This is a genomic window from Kocuria sp. NPDC057446 (assembly GCF_042802875.1).
In the GTDB taxonomy this organism is placed as follows: domain Bacteria; phylum Actinomycetota; class Actinomycetes; order Actinomycetales; family Micrococcaceae; genus Kocuria.
Genome location: NZ_JBHVDI010000016.1, coordinates 22,780 through 38,519 on the forward strand (window position 1 = coordinate 22,780; position 15,740 = coordinate 38,519).

Below are 15,740 nucleotides of genomic sequence, written 5' to 3' on the forward strand. Positions count from 1 at the left end.
CCTCGGGGTGGGCACAGCCGGGGTCCGAGGGGGCGGCTGGGCAGTCGCTGGTCGGCCCGTTGACAGTATGTGCACCCGAGACCTGAACTCCATGACTGCACGTAGAGTCTGTTGGCGGACGGATGCGTGGTTGTGGGGACACGGTCGGGAACCGGAGGGTCGATCGGCTCGGATGACCAGGAGCACGGTGCCTTCGGGGTCGCGCAGGGAGGCGATGGTCTCGCCCCACTCCATGGGTCGGGCCTCGACAGGTACCGCTGCCCCGGCCCGGTGTGCGGCCTCGAGCACGGGAGGAAGCACTCGCCGCACCGGACCAGGGGAACATGACAGGAGAGGTGGCGTCCTTCCCGCCGGCGTTCTCCTGCAGCCACCCCCACCAGGGCACCGGGCAGCCGCCGATGCTCGTCGACATGTATCCGGTCGGCCCCTGGCTCTTCTGGATCTCGCCGGCGGTACTCGCGGTGACGACGGTGTTCGCCGTCGTGGCCAGGCGCCGGTCGCGGTCGTGAACCCACGCTCTTGACACTGCCGGCGCCTTTGAGGCCAATGCGGTGCGGTAGGGGTTCCGCTGCGGCGGGGACCTGCATGCAGCAGTCACGACAACGGCCCACGGGGCGGCCGTCGTCAGTGCCGGGAATGATCAGGTGGGGCGTTGCCAGAGGTTCTCGGCCCGCTGCTCCCAGCCGGCCTCCTCGAGGGTGTCGGTCGAGGGGTCGTCGCTGACGAGGGCGACCTCCCGCCGGGGGACTCCACCGGAGAGCTCGACGACCTTGTCGCTCTGGACGGTGGAGCATCCGCCCATCCAGTCGTCGGAGGTGGCGCCGACCTGGATCAGGCAGGCCTCATGGTCGGCGCCCGAGGCCGGTCGCGCCGCGAAGTAGGAGTAGCCGTCGATCTCTCCCAGGTAGCGGGCGGTGTCGTCGGCGAACTGTTCATTGGACCGGATGACTTCCGGCACCGGCTGGGCGGAGGATGCAGAGTCGAGAACAGCTAGGCCGTGGCTGGTGGAGGCGCAGGCTGAGACCGCCAGCACGATTCCGAGCGCCATGCCTGCTATGCGGAGGCTCTTGGTGCTCACCATGGGACGTCTCCTCTGCTCCACCGAGCCCTGGTGCTGCCCCGGCGGTCACTCCGTGACCAGTGCGTCCTGGCGAGCTCACTGCATCGTGGTCCGTGTCACCTTACCGGGGCCTCGCGAAAGCAACAGACTCATGGGGCATCGGCGGGGCGCTACAGGGCGTGGAGGTATCGCCGGGTGTATCGCTGCTGCAGGCGATGGCTGATCGGCGCCAGGGCGCGGGACCACCACGTGCCCGGCCGGGAGAAGGCGGTGACGGTGAACACGACGGCGTCGTCCTGGCGCCATTCGACGCAGAACCTCTCCTCGCCCTGCTCCGGGTGGCCCTGCAGGGTCCCGTAGGCGAAGCCCCGCCGCCGCTCCTCCTCCACCACGTAGACCACCTGGCACCCGAAGGAGATCCGCAAGAGGGGCCGGCCCAGGCGCAGACGGACACGGCTGCCCTGCTCGACGCGGGGTGTGGTGGCCTCGACCGCCAGGCCGGCTGCGCGGTGCATCTGCCAGTTCATCAATCGATCGGCGGCGCGGTGGAACGTCGACTCCCCGTGGCCGATGATCCGCTGACCCCGCACATGGGTGTATCCGTCGGGCAGCTGCCCGGCCGTGGCGCCGATCTCCGGGTAGGTCAGTGCGCGCTCGGGCAGAGTCATAGGGATCACTATGCCAAGGGGCGCTTTCCGTCTGGCCGGTGACCCGGGGCCCAAGAGGCCGCGTCGAAGTCAACGGAGGAAGCATGTTCGCCCTGCCTGCGCGCGCCGTCCCACCCCACGAGCGGGGTGCACCCGGGGTCGTCCCGACTGCCGGGTCCGGATGTGGTCGGTGCCGTGGGGCGGAAGCACACCGGCGCGGTCCGCCTGTGTGGGGGAGCGATGCCTCCTCGACGGCCGAGGCGGTCGTGAGCGAGGTCAGCGGAGCGGTCTCTTGGGGGGACGAAGTGTCCATGGCGTTGCCGGACTCCGTCGACTGTGTTCCCAGGACGGTTCGGCGGGTGCGGTCTGGTGGACGGCGACCGCACGGGGGCCTCGATGCCTGATCCGGGTCGGACCGGCAGAAGCAGACCCGCGGCGCTGGAGGCGCCGTCGTGCGTGTCCGAGGCAGCCCAGGCCGCCGTCGTGCCGGTGCCGAAGGGCTCGTTCGACGCGACCACGGTCGTCGCGACGACCGTGGATCCGACCGTGCTCGGGAGTGATGATGGGTGGGCTCGTGCCCTGGCCGGGCAGCCGAGGACTGGATCGGGGGCCGCAGGGCACCGGCAGGCCGGGACGCCACGGCCGGCTCAGCCGGCCCCGCAGGAGCGCCGCTCGTGCACGCCGCGGGCGACGGCCAGCAGCTCCCGGGCCGAGTCCTCCCACGAGTGGGCGCGGGCCCGGTCGAGCCCGTGCAGCACCCGCGCGCGGACCCGGGCAGGGTCCTCGAGGGCGCGCACGGCGGCGGCGAACCCGGCGTCGTCGTCGGGCGCGGCGTAGGCGGCGGCGGCGCCGGCGACCTCCCGGAAGATCGGCACGTCGCTGCACACCACGGGGGTGCCCGCCGCGAGCGCCTCCACGAGCGGCAGCCCGTAGCCCTCGGCCCGGGAGGCGTGCACCAGGGCGGCGGCCTCGGCGAGCAGGGCCGTGTACTCGGCCTCGTCCACCCCGTCGTGGAAGACCACCCGCGCCCCGTCCGGGACCAGGACCTCCAGCTGGGCGCGGCGGGCGGGGGAGATCCGGGAGAGCAGGTGCAGCTCGTGGTCCGGGAGCCGCCCCGCCGCGCGCAGCAGGGTCTCGACGTTCTTGTACGGCAGGAAGGAGCCCATGTAGAGCAGCTTCCGGCCGCGGCGGGGCAGCCGTTCGAGCCCCTCCGCCGGGTGCAGCACGGAGCCGGGCCGGGGGGCGTTGGGGACCACGTGCACCGGGCGGCGGGTGAGGCGGTGGGCGGCGATGAGCTCGCGGGTGGTGTGCGAGACGGTCACCACGGCGTCGGCGCGGTCCAGCAGGACCCGCTGCGGCCACCAGGCCTTGTGGTACACCCGCCACGCCGCGCGCACCGCGGCGGGCAGGTCCGCGGGCGGCTGCGGGTGGTCGTAGTAGATGAGGTCGTGCAGCGTGAGGATCAGACCGTGCCGGCGGCCCGCGGAGCCCATGGTCTGCATGGGGGAGAACACGACATCGGGGGCGTACCGGTTGAGCACCAGGGCCGTGGCGGCCTCGGCGGCCGACACGGGGGAGGGACCCGTGACGTGCGGGAGCTCGGGCAGCAGGGCGAGCTGGCGGGGGTCGCTGACGAGCAGGGCCACGTCCAGGCCGGGGGTCCCGCCGGCGAGGCAGGCCACGGCCCCGGCGAGGCTCGCCCCGTAGCGGCTGATCCCGTCGTGGCGGTCGATCCGGGTGTAGCGGGCGTCCAGGAGCAGCCTCACCGGCGGTGTCCTCCCTGCTGTCCCCGGCGTCCGCGGGGTGCTCGGCGCACGATGCGCTGCAGACCGGTGAACGGCGCGGTGTCGGGTGCCGGGGGCTCGGCGGGGGGCGCCTGCGCGTGCAGCGCCGGCGGCCCGCCGTCCGGTCCGGGAGCCGGCCCGAGGGCCGGCTCGGGGGCGGGGGAGGAGAGGAAGTCGTGGGCCAGTTCCGCGGTCCGGCCGGGGGCCTCGTAGTGGACGAGGTGGCCCACGCCGTCGAGCACCTCGAGGCGGTGGCGGGGGATCCAGGAGGCCATGGTGCGCTGCGCCGCGAGCGAGCCCAGCTCGTCCTGCGCGCCCACGACCAGCAGGGTCGGCATGGTCAGCTGCATCGCGACCTCCGCGACCGTGTGCGAGATCGAGGCCTCGTAGGCCTCCAGCAGCACGTCCCGGTTCGCGAAGGCGGAGAAGTACGCGCGGTGCTGGTGGCGGACGTAGCCGCGGACCCCGGGGTCCGGGGACTTCGTCATCACCCCGCTCATCGCGTCCGTGACCAGCCAGCTGGTGAGCAGCCGGCGGCCCAGCCGGCGGGGCAGGACCCGGCCCAACCGGTAGTAGCCCACCGTCAGGCGGCTCAGCAGGGCCTGCTCGCCCTCCAGGGCGGGTTCGCTGATCGGGTTGACGAGCACGAGCCGCTCGACCATGGCCGGGTGGGCCGCGGCGAAGTGCGCGGCGACCACGGAGCCGAAGGAGTGGCCCAGCACGGCGATCCCCTGCGGGGCGCCGTCGTGAACGGCGCCGTCCGTGAGGGTCTCCACGAAGGCGCGGAGGAAGTCCGCGTACCCGGCGACGTCGTGGCGGCGGTCGGGGAAGGGCTCGGAGCGGCCGAAGCCGGGCAGGTCGGGGACGACGACGTGGTAGCGCTCGCGCAGCCGGTCGGCGATCAGCTGCAGGCCGTGGTGGTCGCCGCGGAAGCCGTGCACGAGCACGAGCAGGGGCTTGGGCGCCGGGTCCACGTCGTAGAACCAGTACCGCACCTTGTGCCCGTCCAGGACCATGCTGCGCCGCTCGGCCCAGGGGTTCTGCACCGTGCTGCCGGGCACGCCGGGGTCGCGGCCCGTGCCGGTGTGCCCGTCGCCGTGCCCCGCGCCGGCCGCTTCCGCCATGGTTCCTCCCTGCGGGCCCGCGGGACGCCCGGTGCGTCCCGGCCCGCTGTCGATGCTAGCGCCTGCGGGCCGGGACGCCCGGCGGCCCTGGGCTAGGATGGGACGGAATCCACCACCGTCGGCGCACCGCCGGGCATCCGTGATGCCCGGGTGCCGCACACGCGACCGCGCGCCGCCCGTTCCGGGGCCGGCGGCGGTCCACGACCGCGAAGGCGAGGACCGTGACCGAACAGCAGCACACGACCGAGACCACCGGGTACGACTTCCGCGCCATCGAGGCGGCGTGGCCGTCGTTCTGGGCGGAGCAGCGGGTCTACGCGCCCGTCGACGACGGCTCGCGGGAGCGCCGCTACGTCCTGGACATGTTCCCGTACCCCTCGGGCGACCTGCACATGGGGCACGCGGAGGCCTTCGCGATGGGCGACGTGGTGGCCCGGTACTGGCGCCAGCGCGGCTACGACGTGCTGCACCCCATCGGCTGGGACTCCTTCGGGCTGCCGGCGGAGAACGCCGCGATCAAGCGCGACGCCCACCCGGCGGAGTGGACCTACGCCAACATCGAGACGCAGAAGGCCTCCTTCCAGCGCTACGCGATCAGCGCCGACTGGTCCCGGGAGATCCACACCTCCGACCCCGAGTACTACCGGTGGACGCAGTGGCTGTTCCTGCAGTTCCACCGCAAGGGCCTGGCGTACCGGAAGAACTCGCCGGTCAACTGGTGCCCCAAGGACCAGACCGTGCTGGCCAACGAGCAGGTCGTCAACGGGGCCTGCGAGCGCTGCCACACCCCGGTGACGAAGAAGGCCCTCAACCAGTGGTACTTCAAGATCACCGACTACGCCGACCGGCTGCTCGAGGACATGGGCGCGCTGGAGGGGCACTGGCCCGAGCGCGTGCTGGCCATGCAGCGCAACTGGATCGGGCGCTCCGAGGGTGCCCACGTGCGCTTCGCCATCGAGGGCGCCGGCGAGGGCGGGGCGGACCGGGAGGTCACCGTCTTCACGACCCGCCCCGACACCCTCTACGGCGCCACGTTCTTCGTGGTGGCCGCGGACGCGGAGCTGGCCGGGGAGATCGTCGCCCCCGAGCACGCCGAGGAGCTGGCGGCCTACCGGGAGCAGGTCAAGACCCTGTCCGACATCGAGCGCCAGGCCACCGACCGGCAGAAGACCGGGGTGTTCCTGGGCCGCCACGCCGTCAACCCGCTCAACGGCGAGAAGCTGCCCGTGTGGGCCGCCGACTACGTGCTGGCCGACTACGGCACCGGGGCGATCATGGCCGTGCCCGCCCACGACCAGCGCGACCTCGACTTCGCCCGCACCTTCGGGCTGCCCGTGCGCGCGGTGCTCGACACCGGCGAGGAGGACCCCGCCGAGACCGGGACCGCGACCACGGGCGAGGGCACCCTGATCAACTCGGGCGAGCTGTCCGGGCTGGAGAAGACCGAGGCCGTCGAGCGCGCCATCGGCCTGGTCGAGGCCGCCGGGACGGGCAACCGCCAGGTCAACTTCCGGCTGCGCGACTGGCTGCTGTCCCGCCAGCGCTTCTGGGGGGCGCCGATCCCGATCGTGCACTGCCCCGCGTGCGGGGAGGTGCCGGTGCCGGAGGAGCAGCTGCCGGTGCGGCTGCCCGACGACCTGCGCGGCGAGCAGCTCGCGCCCAAGGGCCGGTCCCCGCTCGCGGCGGTGGAGGACTGGGTCAACGTCGAGTGCCCCGCGTGCGGCGGCCCCGCCCAGCGCGACACCGACACCATGGACACCTTCGTGGACTCCTCCTGGTACTACCTGCGCTTCGTCTCCCCGAACGACGAGAACACCGCGTTCGACCTCGAGGAGACCCGCAAGTGGCTGCCCGTGGACCAGTACGTGGGCGGCGTGGAGCACGCCATCCTGCACCTGCTGTACTCGCGGTTCTTCACCAAGGTGCTCTTCGACCTCGGGCTCGTGGACTTCACCGAGCCGTTCAAGGCGCTGCTGAACCAGGGCCAGGTGCTCAACGGCGGCCGGGCGATGTCCAAGTCCCTGGGCAACGGGGTGGACCTGGGCGAGCAGCTCGACCGGTTCGGCGTGGACGCCGTGCGCCTGACCATGATCTTCGCCTCCCCGCCCGAGGACGACGTGGACTGGGCCGACGTCTCCCCGCAGGGCTCCCAGAAGTTCCTGGCCCGGGCCTGGCGTCTGGCCCAGGACGTGGCCTGCGCCCCGGGATCCGATCCGGCCGCCGGGGACGCAGGTGTGCGGCGGGCCACCCACCGGGCCGTCGACGACTCCGCCCAGCTGCTGGACGCCGCGAAGTTCAACGTGGTGATCGCCAAGACCATGGAGCTGGTCAACGTGGTCCGCAAGGCCATCGACTCCGGCTGCGGCCCCGCCGACCCCGCCGTGCGCGAGGCCGTCGAGGCCGTCGCGGTCCTGCTGTCCCTGGTCGCCCCGTACACGGCCGAGGACATGTGGCACGCGCTGGGCCACGAGGGCTCCGTCGTGGTCGCGGGCTGGCCCGAGGTCGACCCCGCTCTGCTGGTCGACGACACGGTCACCGCCGTGGTGCAGATCAAGGGCAAGGTCAGGGACCGGCTCGAGGTGCCCGCCGACATCGGCGAGGACGCCCTGCGCGAGCTCGCTCTCGGCTCCGAGACGATCCGGCGCCAGCTGGGCGACGCCGAGATCCGCAAGGTCATCGTGCGCGCGCCCAAGCTCGTGAACATCGTCGCCTGAGCCGCGGCGGCGGCCGCAGCAGCACGACGTCGACCCGCCGCCCGGCACCCCGGGCAGCGGGCTCCCGGCATTCCGGCCGGGTGCCCGCCGGCGTCCGGGCTCCACAGGCGCCGTCCCGGGCCCCGGACGTCCCCGGACGGGGCCCGACCGGACCCGGGGTGCCCCCGGCCGGGGTGAGCTGGGGCCATGACCGGAACCGTGCCGAGCGCCCGACGGCGAGCGAACTCCACCCCGGGGACACCCGACACCCCTGAAACACCCGACGTCCCAGGGGTGTCCGATGCTCCGAGTGGGTCCGCTGCCCGGGATGCGGCCGCGATCCAGGGGGCGCCCGACACCCCGCTCGTGCCCAGGGCCTCGGCGGACGCCGATCGAGGGCAGTCCGCCGCGGCACCGCAGGGTGACCGGCTGGCGGCGCTGCTGGCCGAGGCCGGCGCACCCCCGGCCGCCCGCGGTCGGGCGGCAGCACCCGGGGACCCGAGCGCGGAGACGCCGCCTGGCCACCGGTGGCCGGTCGCCGCCCGGACCCGGACCCGGGTTCCGGGCACGCTGCTGCTCATCGCCCTGGCCGCTCTCGCCTGGCTCGCCTGGACGGTGCTGGGACCCGGGCGGGACGCCGCACCGGTCCCGGGGGCCGCCGGACGTCCCGTTCTCGCCGAGGCGGAACTGGACGCCGCCGCGGAACCCGGTCCCGAGCAGGCCCCGCCGCCCGGCGCCGGGCCCGGTCACGCCGCCGGTGCGGGCACGGGCACGGCGGCCGCCCCGGGGCGGGACGCCCCGGAGACGCCCCCCGCGCCGACCCCCTCGGCGGGTTCGACGGTGTACGTGCACGTGACCGGGGAGGTGACCCGTCCCGGCGTCGTGTCCGTCCCGGCCGGGGCCCGGGTCGTCGACGCGGTCGAGGCCGCCGGAGGACTCACGGATGCCGCGGTCACGGCCGGCGTGAACCTGGCCGCCCCGGTCTCGGACGGCCAGCAGGTGCTCGTCCCCGACAGCGGCACCGCCGCCGCGCCCGGGGACGCCGCCCCGGTCGCGGCCGCAGCGCCGGTGCCGCCCGGAGCACCGGGAACGGCGGCCGGTCCCCCGGGGGCGGAGAGCCCGGCCGGGGCGGTGAACCTCAACACGGCCACCGCGGCCGAGCTGGAGACGCTCCCGCGGGTCGGCCCGGTCCTGGCGGGGCGGATCGTGGAGTTCCGGGAGCAGCACGGTGGGTTCACCGCCGTCGCGGACCTCGACGCCGTGCCGGGGATCGGCCCCGCGCTGATGGAGTCGCTCGGACCGCTGGTGAGCGTGTGAAGCACCCCGCCGCCTGGTGGGCCGGCGCCCTGGAGCACCAGGAGCACCGCGACGCCCGTGCCCCGGGCCGCACGTGGGATCTGCGGCTGGTCCCCGCAGCCCTGGGCGCGTGGCTCACCGGCCTGCTGGCCGTGCACCTGCCGGCGAAGCAGCTCGCGGCGGTCGCGGCGCTCTGTCCGGCGGTGCTGCTGGCCGGCACGGGCCTGGTCCTCATCGTGGTCCGGGCCCTCCGGCACGAGGTGTCCGCGCAGCCCCGGCCCCGGGCCGCCGCGCTGTGGCGGGCCCTGCCGTGGTCGGCCGCGGCCCTGAGCGCCCTCGCCGTCACGGCCGTGCTGCTGAGCACCGCGGCCGCCCAGCGCGACACCTCCCACGGTCCGCTCGGGCAGGCGCTCGCCGAGGGCGGGACCCTGGCCGTCACGGCGGAGGTGGCCGAGCCGCCCCGGCGGTGGGCGGCCCCCGCCCGGGGACCCGCCCCCGCGGAGGAGGACCGCACCGGCGTGGTCCTCGACCTGCGCCTCGAGCACGTCGTCCACGCCGGCAGCGGTGTGCCGGTCGATGTCACGGCCACGGTCTTCGCCGACGGCCCCGCGTGGTCCGGACTGGCGCCGGGCCAGCGCATCACCGCCCTGCTCGCGGCCGGTCCGACCTCGCCCGGGCCTCCGGTGCTGCGCGCGGCCGCCCCGCCCACGCACCTCCCGGCACGGGAGCCCGCCCGCCGGGAGCAGGTCAGGGAGCGCTTCGTGCTCGCCACCGCCGGACTGGGCCCCGACGCCGCGGGGCTGCTGCCGGGGATGACCTTCGGCGAGCGCTCCGGGATCGGCTCCGAGCTGGAGCAGGCCATGCGGGACACCGGGCTGACCCACCTGACCGCCGTCTCCGGGTCCAACTGCGCCCTCGTCACGGCCCTGGCCGGGCACGCGGCCCTGTCCCTGGGCGCCGGCCGGCGCAGCTGCCTGGTCGTCGGGCTCGGCGCCCTGGCGGCGTTCGTGCTCCTCGTCGGCCCCGACCCGTCCGTGCTGCGCGCCGCCGTGATGGGCGGACTCGCCGCCCTCAGCCTTCTCACGGGGCGCACCGCCGTGTCCCTGGCCACCCTCTCGGGCGCCGTGGTCGTCCTCGTCGTCCTCCGGCCCGGGCTCGCCGCCGAGTACGGGTTCGTCCTGTCGGTGCTGGCCACCGCCGGGATCGTGGTCAGCGGGCGGCCGCTGACCCGGTGCCTGGGCACACGGGTCCCGGAGGTGCTCGCCGTGGCGGTCGCGATCCCGGCGGTCGCCCAGCTGTGGTGCGCCCCGGTGCTCGTGCTCCTCCAGCCCGCCGTGCCCGTGTACTCCCTGCCCGCCAACGTCCTCGCCGGCCCGTTGGTGCCGGTGGTGACCGTGTGCGGCCTCGCCGGTCTGCTGCTGCTGCACCTGCCCGCCGGAGCGGCGGACGCGGCGGCCGCTCCGGTGCTGGCGGCGGGCGGGCTCGGAGCGCGGTTCGTCGCCGGCACGGCCCGTGCGCTCGCCGGGGCTCCGGGGTCCCTGGCCCCGTGGCCCCAGGGCCTGCCGGGCGTGCTGCTCATGACCCTGGCCGGCGCAGCGGTCCTGCTCACCGTGCACGCCCTCGACGTGCGTCGCCGCCGGCCCGCGCCGACCTCCGGGCCCCTGCACGAGGGTCCCGCTCCTGCGCCCGTGCCGGAGGAGCACTGGCGGGTGCGGGCCCGCCGGCGCCGGAGCCGGCGCACGGCGGCCGCCGCGGCCGTGCTGCTCGTTGTCGTGCTCCTCGCCGTCCGTGCCGCCGTGGACGCCCACCGACCGCCGCCGGCGTGGGACGCCGTGCTGTGCGACGTGGGCCAGGGGGACGCCCTCCTGCTGCGCACCGCACCCGGGAGGGCCGTCCTCGTGGACACCGGCCCCGATCCGGAGTCCCTCGCCCGGTGCCTGCGGCACAGCGGGGTCGAGCACCTGGATCTCGTGGTCCTCAGCCACGCCCACGCCGACCACACCGGCGGCCTGCCCGCCGTCGCCCGGCACGGGCAGGTCGGCGAGGTCTGGTACGCCACGGCGGCCGCGGCTCCGCCGGAGGAGCTGACCGGTGCGCTGCCCGGGACCCCGGCGCACCGTCCGGCCCCCGGGGAGACCCGGACCCTCGGCGGACTGGAGCTGACCGTCCTCGCCCCGGAGCCCAGCGCACCGGGGCGGTGGAGCACTCCGTCCTCGTCGGACGAGAACAACGCCTCCCTCGTCCTGCGCGCCGAGCTCACGGGGGAGCACGGCGGGAGCTCCTCCTGGCTGCTCACCGGGGACCTCCAGGAGGACGGCGCCCGCGCCCTCCTGCGCGCGGCCGGCCCGCTCGTGGACGTCGACGTCCTCAAGGTCTCCCACCACGGCGCCCGCAACGGCGGCACCGCGATCATCGACGCGGCCAGTCCCCGGCTGGCCGTGGTCTCCGCCGGCCGGGACAACGACTACGGTCACCCCCACCCGTCCGTCCTCGCCCACCTGGAGCGCAGCGGTGTGCCGTTGCTGCGCACCGACGAGCACGGCGGTGTGGCGATCCTCCAGCAGGAGCAGCGGCTGCTCGCCGTGCCCCTGCGGCAGCGGGGCGGCCGGTGAACCGGACGGTCGGCCGGTTCACCGGCGGTCAGCGCCGTGTCCGCCGGACCAGCTTGCGCAGCTCCTCGGCCCACAGGACCGACGACCCGATGGCCACGGCCACGAACCACTGGGCACCGGTCAGAGCGGTGGTGTCGAACACGCCCTGCAGGACGGGGAGATGCACCACGGCGGCCTGCAGCACCACGACCGCGACCAGGGCCACCCAGACAGCCCGGTTGGTGAACGTGCGCCGCCGGAAGACGGTGCGGGTCTCGGAGCGGACGTTGAGCAGGTTGAAGACCTGGAAGAAGACGAAGGTGGTGAAGGCCAGGGCCGTGGCGCCGGCGGCCGAGATGCCGGGGAACCACGTGTCGTCCAGCAGCAGCACCGACAGGGTGCCCGCGGTCATGACGGTGGCGGCCAGGAGGATGCGCGCCACCCGCCCCCGGGTCAGCAGGGCCTCGTCGGGCGGGCGCGGGGACCGGCGCATCACCTCGGGATCGGTGGGGTCCACCCCGAGGGCCAGAGCGGGGGGACCGTCCATGATGATGTTCACCCACAGGATCTGCAGGGCCGTGAAGGGTGCTCCACCGGCGAGGCCGGTGACTCCGCAGATGAGGAAGAGCACGACGAAGCCCCAGGTGGTGGAGAGCTGGAAGCGCACGAACTTGAGGATGTTGTCGTAGATGCCACGGCCCTCCTCGACCGCGGCCACGATGGTGGCGAAGTTGTCGTCGGTGAGGATCATCCGGGCCGCGCCCTTGGCCACGTCCGTGCCGGTGACGCCCATGGCGATGCCGATGTCGGCCTGCTTCAGGGCCGGGGCGTCGTTGACCCCGTCGCCGGTCATCGCCACCACCTCCCCGTTCGCCTGCAGGGCCCGCACGAAGCGGATCTTGTGCTCCGGGGCGACCCGGGCCAGGACCCCGTACCCGGGAGCCCGCCGGGCGAGCTCGGTCTCGTCCAGGGCGTCGAGCTCCGCCCCCGACACGGACTCTGCAGGGATCCCCAGCGTCCGGGCGATGGCCGAGGCTGTGCGCAGATGGTCCCCGGTGATCATGTGCACGGCGATGCCCGCACCGTGGGCCGCGGCGATGGCATCGGCGGCCTCCGGCCGCGGCGGATCCAAGATGCCCACCAGGCAGTACAGGGTCAGGCCCGTCACGAGGTCCCGCAGCTGCGCTCCGTCGTCGGGCAGGGCGCCCGTGCCCGGCCCGCCGTCCGCCAGACGGCCGCCGGCGACCAGCAGGGTGCGCAGACCCTGTCCGGCCAGCTCGTCGACGCCCGCGAGGATGCGGGCGGGGTCCTGGGGCGTCAGCGGCCGGGGGCCTTCGGCGGTGAGGACGGAGTCGGCCCGGTCCAGCAGCACGCCGGGGGCGCCCTTGACGAAGATCCGGTAGCCGGCCGTCGCCGTGTCCCCGGAGGCCGGCGCGTGGAAGGTGGCGTGGAACTTGTACTCGGAGTCGAAGGGCACCTCGGCCACGCGCGGGTGCTCCCGGCGGGCACCCTCGACGTCCACGCCTCCCTTGCCGGCCAGCACCACCAGTGCGCCCTCCGTGGGATCGCCCATGGTCTGCCCGTCGCGCACGGTGGCGTTGCTGCACAGCGCCATCGCGAGGTAGATCTCGGCGGACGGCCGGGCCGGGGTGTCGCCGGGACCGAGGATGCGCCCCTCCGTGGAGTACCCCTCACCGGTGACCCGATACGCGGAGCCGTCCAGGAGCAGCCTCCGCACCGTCATCTCGTTGAGGGTCAGGGTGCCGGTCTTGTCCGTGGCGATGTGCGTGGTGGAGCCCAGGGTCTCCACCGCCGACAGCTGCTTGACGATCACCCCGCGCCGGGCCAGGCGGTGGGCGCCCATCGCCAGTGTGAAGGCGACGACCGCGGGCAGTCCTTCCGGCATGGTGGCGACCGCCAGGGACACGGCCGTCAGCATGAGCTCGGTCCAGGGCTGCCCGCGCACCAGGCCCAGGACCACGACGAGGCCCACGACCACGAAGGCGATGAGCGTCAGCAGACGGGCCAGGCGGTCGATCCGGCGCTGCAGCGGCGTCCGGGCCTCGCCGGCGGACCCCAGCATCCCGGCGATCGACCCCATCTGCGTGGCCGCCCCGGTGCCGGTGACCACCGCGACGCCGCGGCCGCGGGTGACCTCGGTGCCCATGAAGACCATGTCGGACCGGTCCCCGAGGGGCACGTCCGGAGCGGGGACCGCGGCGGGGCTCTTGTCGACCGGTTGCGACTCCCCGGTGAGAGCCGACTCGGCCACCTGCAGCTGCGCCGCCTCCAGCACCCGGGCGTCGGCGGGCACCAGGTTCCCGGCCTCCAGCAGCACGATGTCCCCGGGCACCAGGTCGGCCTGGTCCACCTCCACGTCGTGCCCGTCCCGGCGCACCCGGGCGGTGACCACGGACATCGAGCGCAGCGCCGCCAGGGAGGACTCGGCCCGCGCCTGCTGGACGTAGTTGAGCACCGTGTTGAAACCCACCACCAGCAGGATCACCACCGGCGTCTTCCACTCCCGGGACACGAGCGCGGAGACGACCGCCGCGACCAGCAGCACGATCGTCATCCGGTCCGAGAGCAGGCGCAGGACCTTGCGCCACACCGGCACCCCGGCCGCCTCGGCCAGCACGTTCGGGCCGTGGCGCCGGGCTCGCTCGGCGACCTGCTCGCTCGCCAGCCCCTGCACCGGGTCCACCCCGAGGACCCCGGTGACGTCTGCGGCGGGACGGGTGTGCCACGGGATGCTCACAGAGGCCTCGCTTGCTCGACGGTGCCCCCAGACTAGCGCCGTCCATCGCGGCCGGTCAGGCCGTGACAGCTCGCCGCCGACACCTGCTGCGAACGATGCCCCGGCCCCGCCTGGTCGGAGAGCGGCCGGCACAGGGGTGCCGTCGAACCCGGGGCGCAGCGGCTCCCGGGGCACCGGAGGTGACGGGCCGCGAGCTCCGCCACCGTGGCCGCGAGCGGGGCCCGCCGAGGCGGTGTGTCAGACGGCTCCGCTGCGGCGGCGGGCGACGACGGCGGAACCGACCACCGCCAGCACACCGGCCCCGGCCACGGCGTAGCCGGGGGCACTGGAGGGGGCGGCAGGAGCGGTCTCCGCGACGGAGCCGGTGACCGGCCCGGCGGCGGGACCGCTCCCCTCGGCGGCCGCCGGGGAGGCCGCCACGCCGAGAAGGCTCAGGGCGAGCGCGGGGGCGGCGAGACGGGCGAGCACGGTCATGGGAGTCCTCCGAGGGGGTGACGGGTACCACATGCCGTTCCTGACCGTACAGGAGGCCGGCCCCGCCTTCCACCGTCCTCCGCCCCCGCGCCCCCGGGTCGTGCCCCGAGCGATCCACCGCTCGGGACACCGCCGGCACGTGTCGCCCGGACGTGGGAAGCTGGAGGTCACCCCACCCAGCGCGGCCCGACCCGGCCGCCAGCACAGGAGGACGCGGCCATGACCCCACCGAGGCGCCCCGCACCCACCGCCGGACCCACCTGGCGCGACGTCGAGCCCACCCCGCTCATCCTGCTCACCGGTCCCGAGGACTACCTCGCCGCCCGCGCCCGGGACCGCGTCCGCACCGTCCTCAAGGATCGGCGCGGCCCCGTGGAGCTCTCCACCGTCGACGCCGCCGCCTACGCCCCCGGACAGCTCGCCGCGCTCGCCAGCCCCTCCCTGTTCGACGACGCGAAGCTCATCCACGTCACCAATCTCGCCGCCATGAACGACGACTGCCTCGCCGACGGCCTCGCCTACGTCCAGGCCCCCGACCCGGACGTCGTCGTGCTCTGGGAGCACAGCGGCGGCAACCGCGGCAAGAAGCTCCTCGACGCCCTCAAGGCCGCCGGCGCCACCGTCGTCGAGTGCAAGCCCCTCAAGAACGACCGCGACAAGACCGACTTCATCGTCACCGAGTTCCGCACCCACCGGCGCCGCATCGACCCCGACGCCGCCCGCGCCCTCGCCGCCGCCGTGGGCAGCAGCACGGCCGAGCTGGCCGCCGCGTGCGCCCAGCTGCTGTCCGACGGGCCCGAGAGCATCAGCTTCGACGACGTGGAGAAGTACTACGGCGGGCGCGTGGAGGCCACCGCGTTCAAGGTCGCGGACGCCGCGCTGGCCGGACGCGCCGAGAGCGCCCTCAAACTGTGGCGCCAGGCCCTCGACACCGGGGTGGACCCCGTCCCGATGGTCGGGGCGCTGGCCGCGAAGCTGCGCACGATCGCCCAGGTGCACGGGACCCGCGGCGGCGCGGGTCAGCTCGCCCAGCGCATCGGGGCGGCCCCGTGGATGGTGGAGCGGGCGCAGGAGGAGTCCCGGCGCTTCTCCGAGGAGGACCTCGTGCGGGCGCTGCGGGCGCTGGCCGAGGCCGACGCCCAGGTCAAGGGCGAGGGCCGGGACCCCGCCTACGCCGTGGAGCGGGCGATCACGACCATCGCCCTGTCCGGCCGCCGCTGAGCCGGGCCCCTGGGGCGCGGACGAGGACCTGGGGGCGGACGAGAGCATGGGCACGGAGGAGGCCCCGTCCCGGAACGGGACGGGGCCTCGGG

General features: G+C 74.9%; 11 protein-coding genes. 5 read left to right on the plus strand and 6 right to left on the minus strand.

Features of this window, described 5'->3' with window-relative positions:
* Positions 1-323 precede the first annotated feature (323 nt).
* The gene (locus tag ACFU0Y_RS03795; protein ID WP_380213113.1) at positions 324-509 is read left to right on the plus strand and encodes a hypothetical protein; all 186 of its coding nucleotides are present in this window, start codon (positions 324-326) and stop codon (positions 507-509) included.
* 131 nt (positions 510-640) lie between these two features.
* Here ACFU0Y_RS03795 and ACFU0Y_RS03800 read toward each other — a convergent pair whose 3' ends face one another.
* From ACFU0Y_RS03800 to ACFU0Y_RS03815, 4 genes are all read right to left on the minus strand, one after another.
* Positions 641-1,081 carry a hypothetical protein gene (locus ACFU0Y_RS03800; RefSeq protein ID WP_380213114.1) on the minus strand — a complete coding sequence of 147 codons (441 nt, stop codon included), beginning with the start codon at positions 1,079-1,081 and terminating at the stop codon, positions 641-643.
* Positions 1,082-1,230: 149 nt separating this feature from the next.
* On the minus strand, positions 1,231-1,728 hold the full coding sequence (locus ACFU0Y_RS03805; RefSeq protein ID WP_380213115.1) for a DUF1990 family protein: 498 nt from the start codon (positions 1,726-1,728) through the stop codon (positions 1,231-1,233).
* Positions 1,729-2,354: 626 nt separating this feature from the next.
* Positions 2,355-3,473 carry a glycosyltransferase gene (locus ACFU0Y_RS03810; protein ID WP_380213116.1) on the minus strand — a complete coding sequence of 373 codons (1,119 nt, stop codon included), beginning with the start codon at positions 3,471-3,473 and terminating at the stop codon, positions 2,355-2,357.
* Positions 3,470-4,615 (minus strand): alpha/beta fold hydrolase, encoded by a 1,146-nt coding sequence (locus tag ACFU0Y_RS03815; RefSeq protein WP_380213117.1) that lies wholly within the window; start codon positions 4,613-4,615, stop codon positions 3,470-3,472. Before ACFU0Y_RS03815 ends, ACFU0Y_RS03810 begins: the two co-directional genes overlap by 4 nt.
* Before the next feature lie 221 nt (positions 4,616-4,836).
* Between ACFU0Y_RS03815 and leuS the strand changes: the two genes are divergently transcribed.
* The 3 genes from leuS (at position 4,837) to ACFU0Y_RS03830 (ending at position 11,216) form a co-directional block, all read left to right on the plus strand.
* Positions 4,837-7,329, plus strand: a complete 2,493-nt coding sequence (gene leuS / locus ACFU0Y_RS03820; RefSeq protein WP_380213118.1) for a leucine--tRNA ligase — start codon at positions 4,837-4,839, stop codon at positions 7,327-7,329.
* Between the two features lie 345 nt (positions 7,330-7,674).
* On the plus strand, positions 7,675-8,625 hold the full coding sequence (locus tag ACFU0Y_RS03825; protein ID WP_380213119.1) for a helix-hairpin-helix domain-containing protein: 951 nt from the start codon (positions 7,675-7,677) through the stop codon (positions 8,623-8,625).
* On the plus strand, positions 8,622-11,216 hold the full coding sequence (locus ACFU0Y_RS03830) for a ComEC/Rec2 family competence protein (protein ID WP_380213120.1): 2,595 nt from the start codon (positions 8,622-8,624) through the stop codon (positions 11,214-11,216). The genes ACFU0Y_RS03825 and ACFU0Y_RS03830 overlap by 4 nt, the downstream gene beginning before the upstream one ends.
* A 28-nt stretch (positions 11,217-11,244) precedes the next feature.
* Here ACFU0Y_RS03830 and ACFU0Y_RS03835 read toward each other — a convergent pair whose 3' ends face one another.
* Both ACFU0Y_RS03835 and ACFU0Y_RS03840 read right to left on the minus strand, forming a co-directional pair.
* On the minus strand, positions 11,245-13,953 hold the full coding sequence (locus tag ACFU0Y_RS03835) for a cation-translocating P-type ATPase (protein ID WP_380213121.1): 2,709 nt from the start codon (positions 13,951-13,953) through the stop codon (positions 11,245-11,247).
* A gap of 237 nt (positions 13,954-14,190) precedes the next feature.
* Complete coding sequence (locus tag ACFU0Y_RS03840) at positions 14,191-14,427, minus strand: hypothetical protein (RefSeq protein ID WP_380213122.1); 237 nt, start codon at positions 14,425-14,427, stop codon at positions 14,191-14,193.
* A 219-nt stretch (positions 14,428-14,646) separates the two neighbouring features.
* On the opposite strand from ACFU0Y_RS03840, the gene holA reads away from it, so the two are divergent.
* On the plus strand, positions 14,647-15,648 hold the full coding sequence (gene holA, locus ACFU0Y_RS03845; protein WP_380213123.1) for a DNA polymerase III subunit delta: 1,002 nt from the start codon (positions 14,647-14,649) through the stop codon (positions 15,646-15,648).
* The last annotated feature ends 92 nt before the right edge of the window (positions 15,649-15,740 follow it).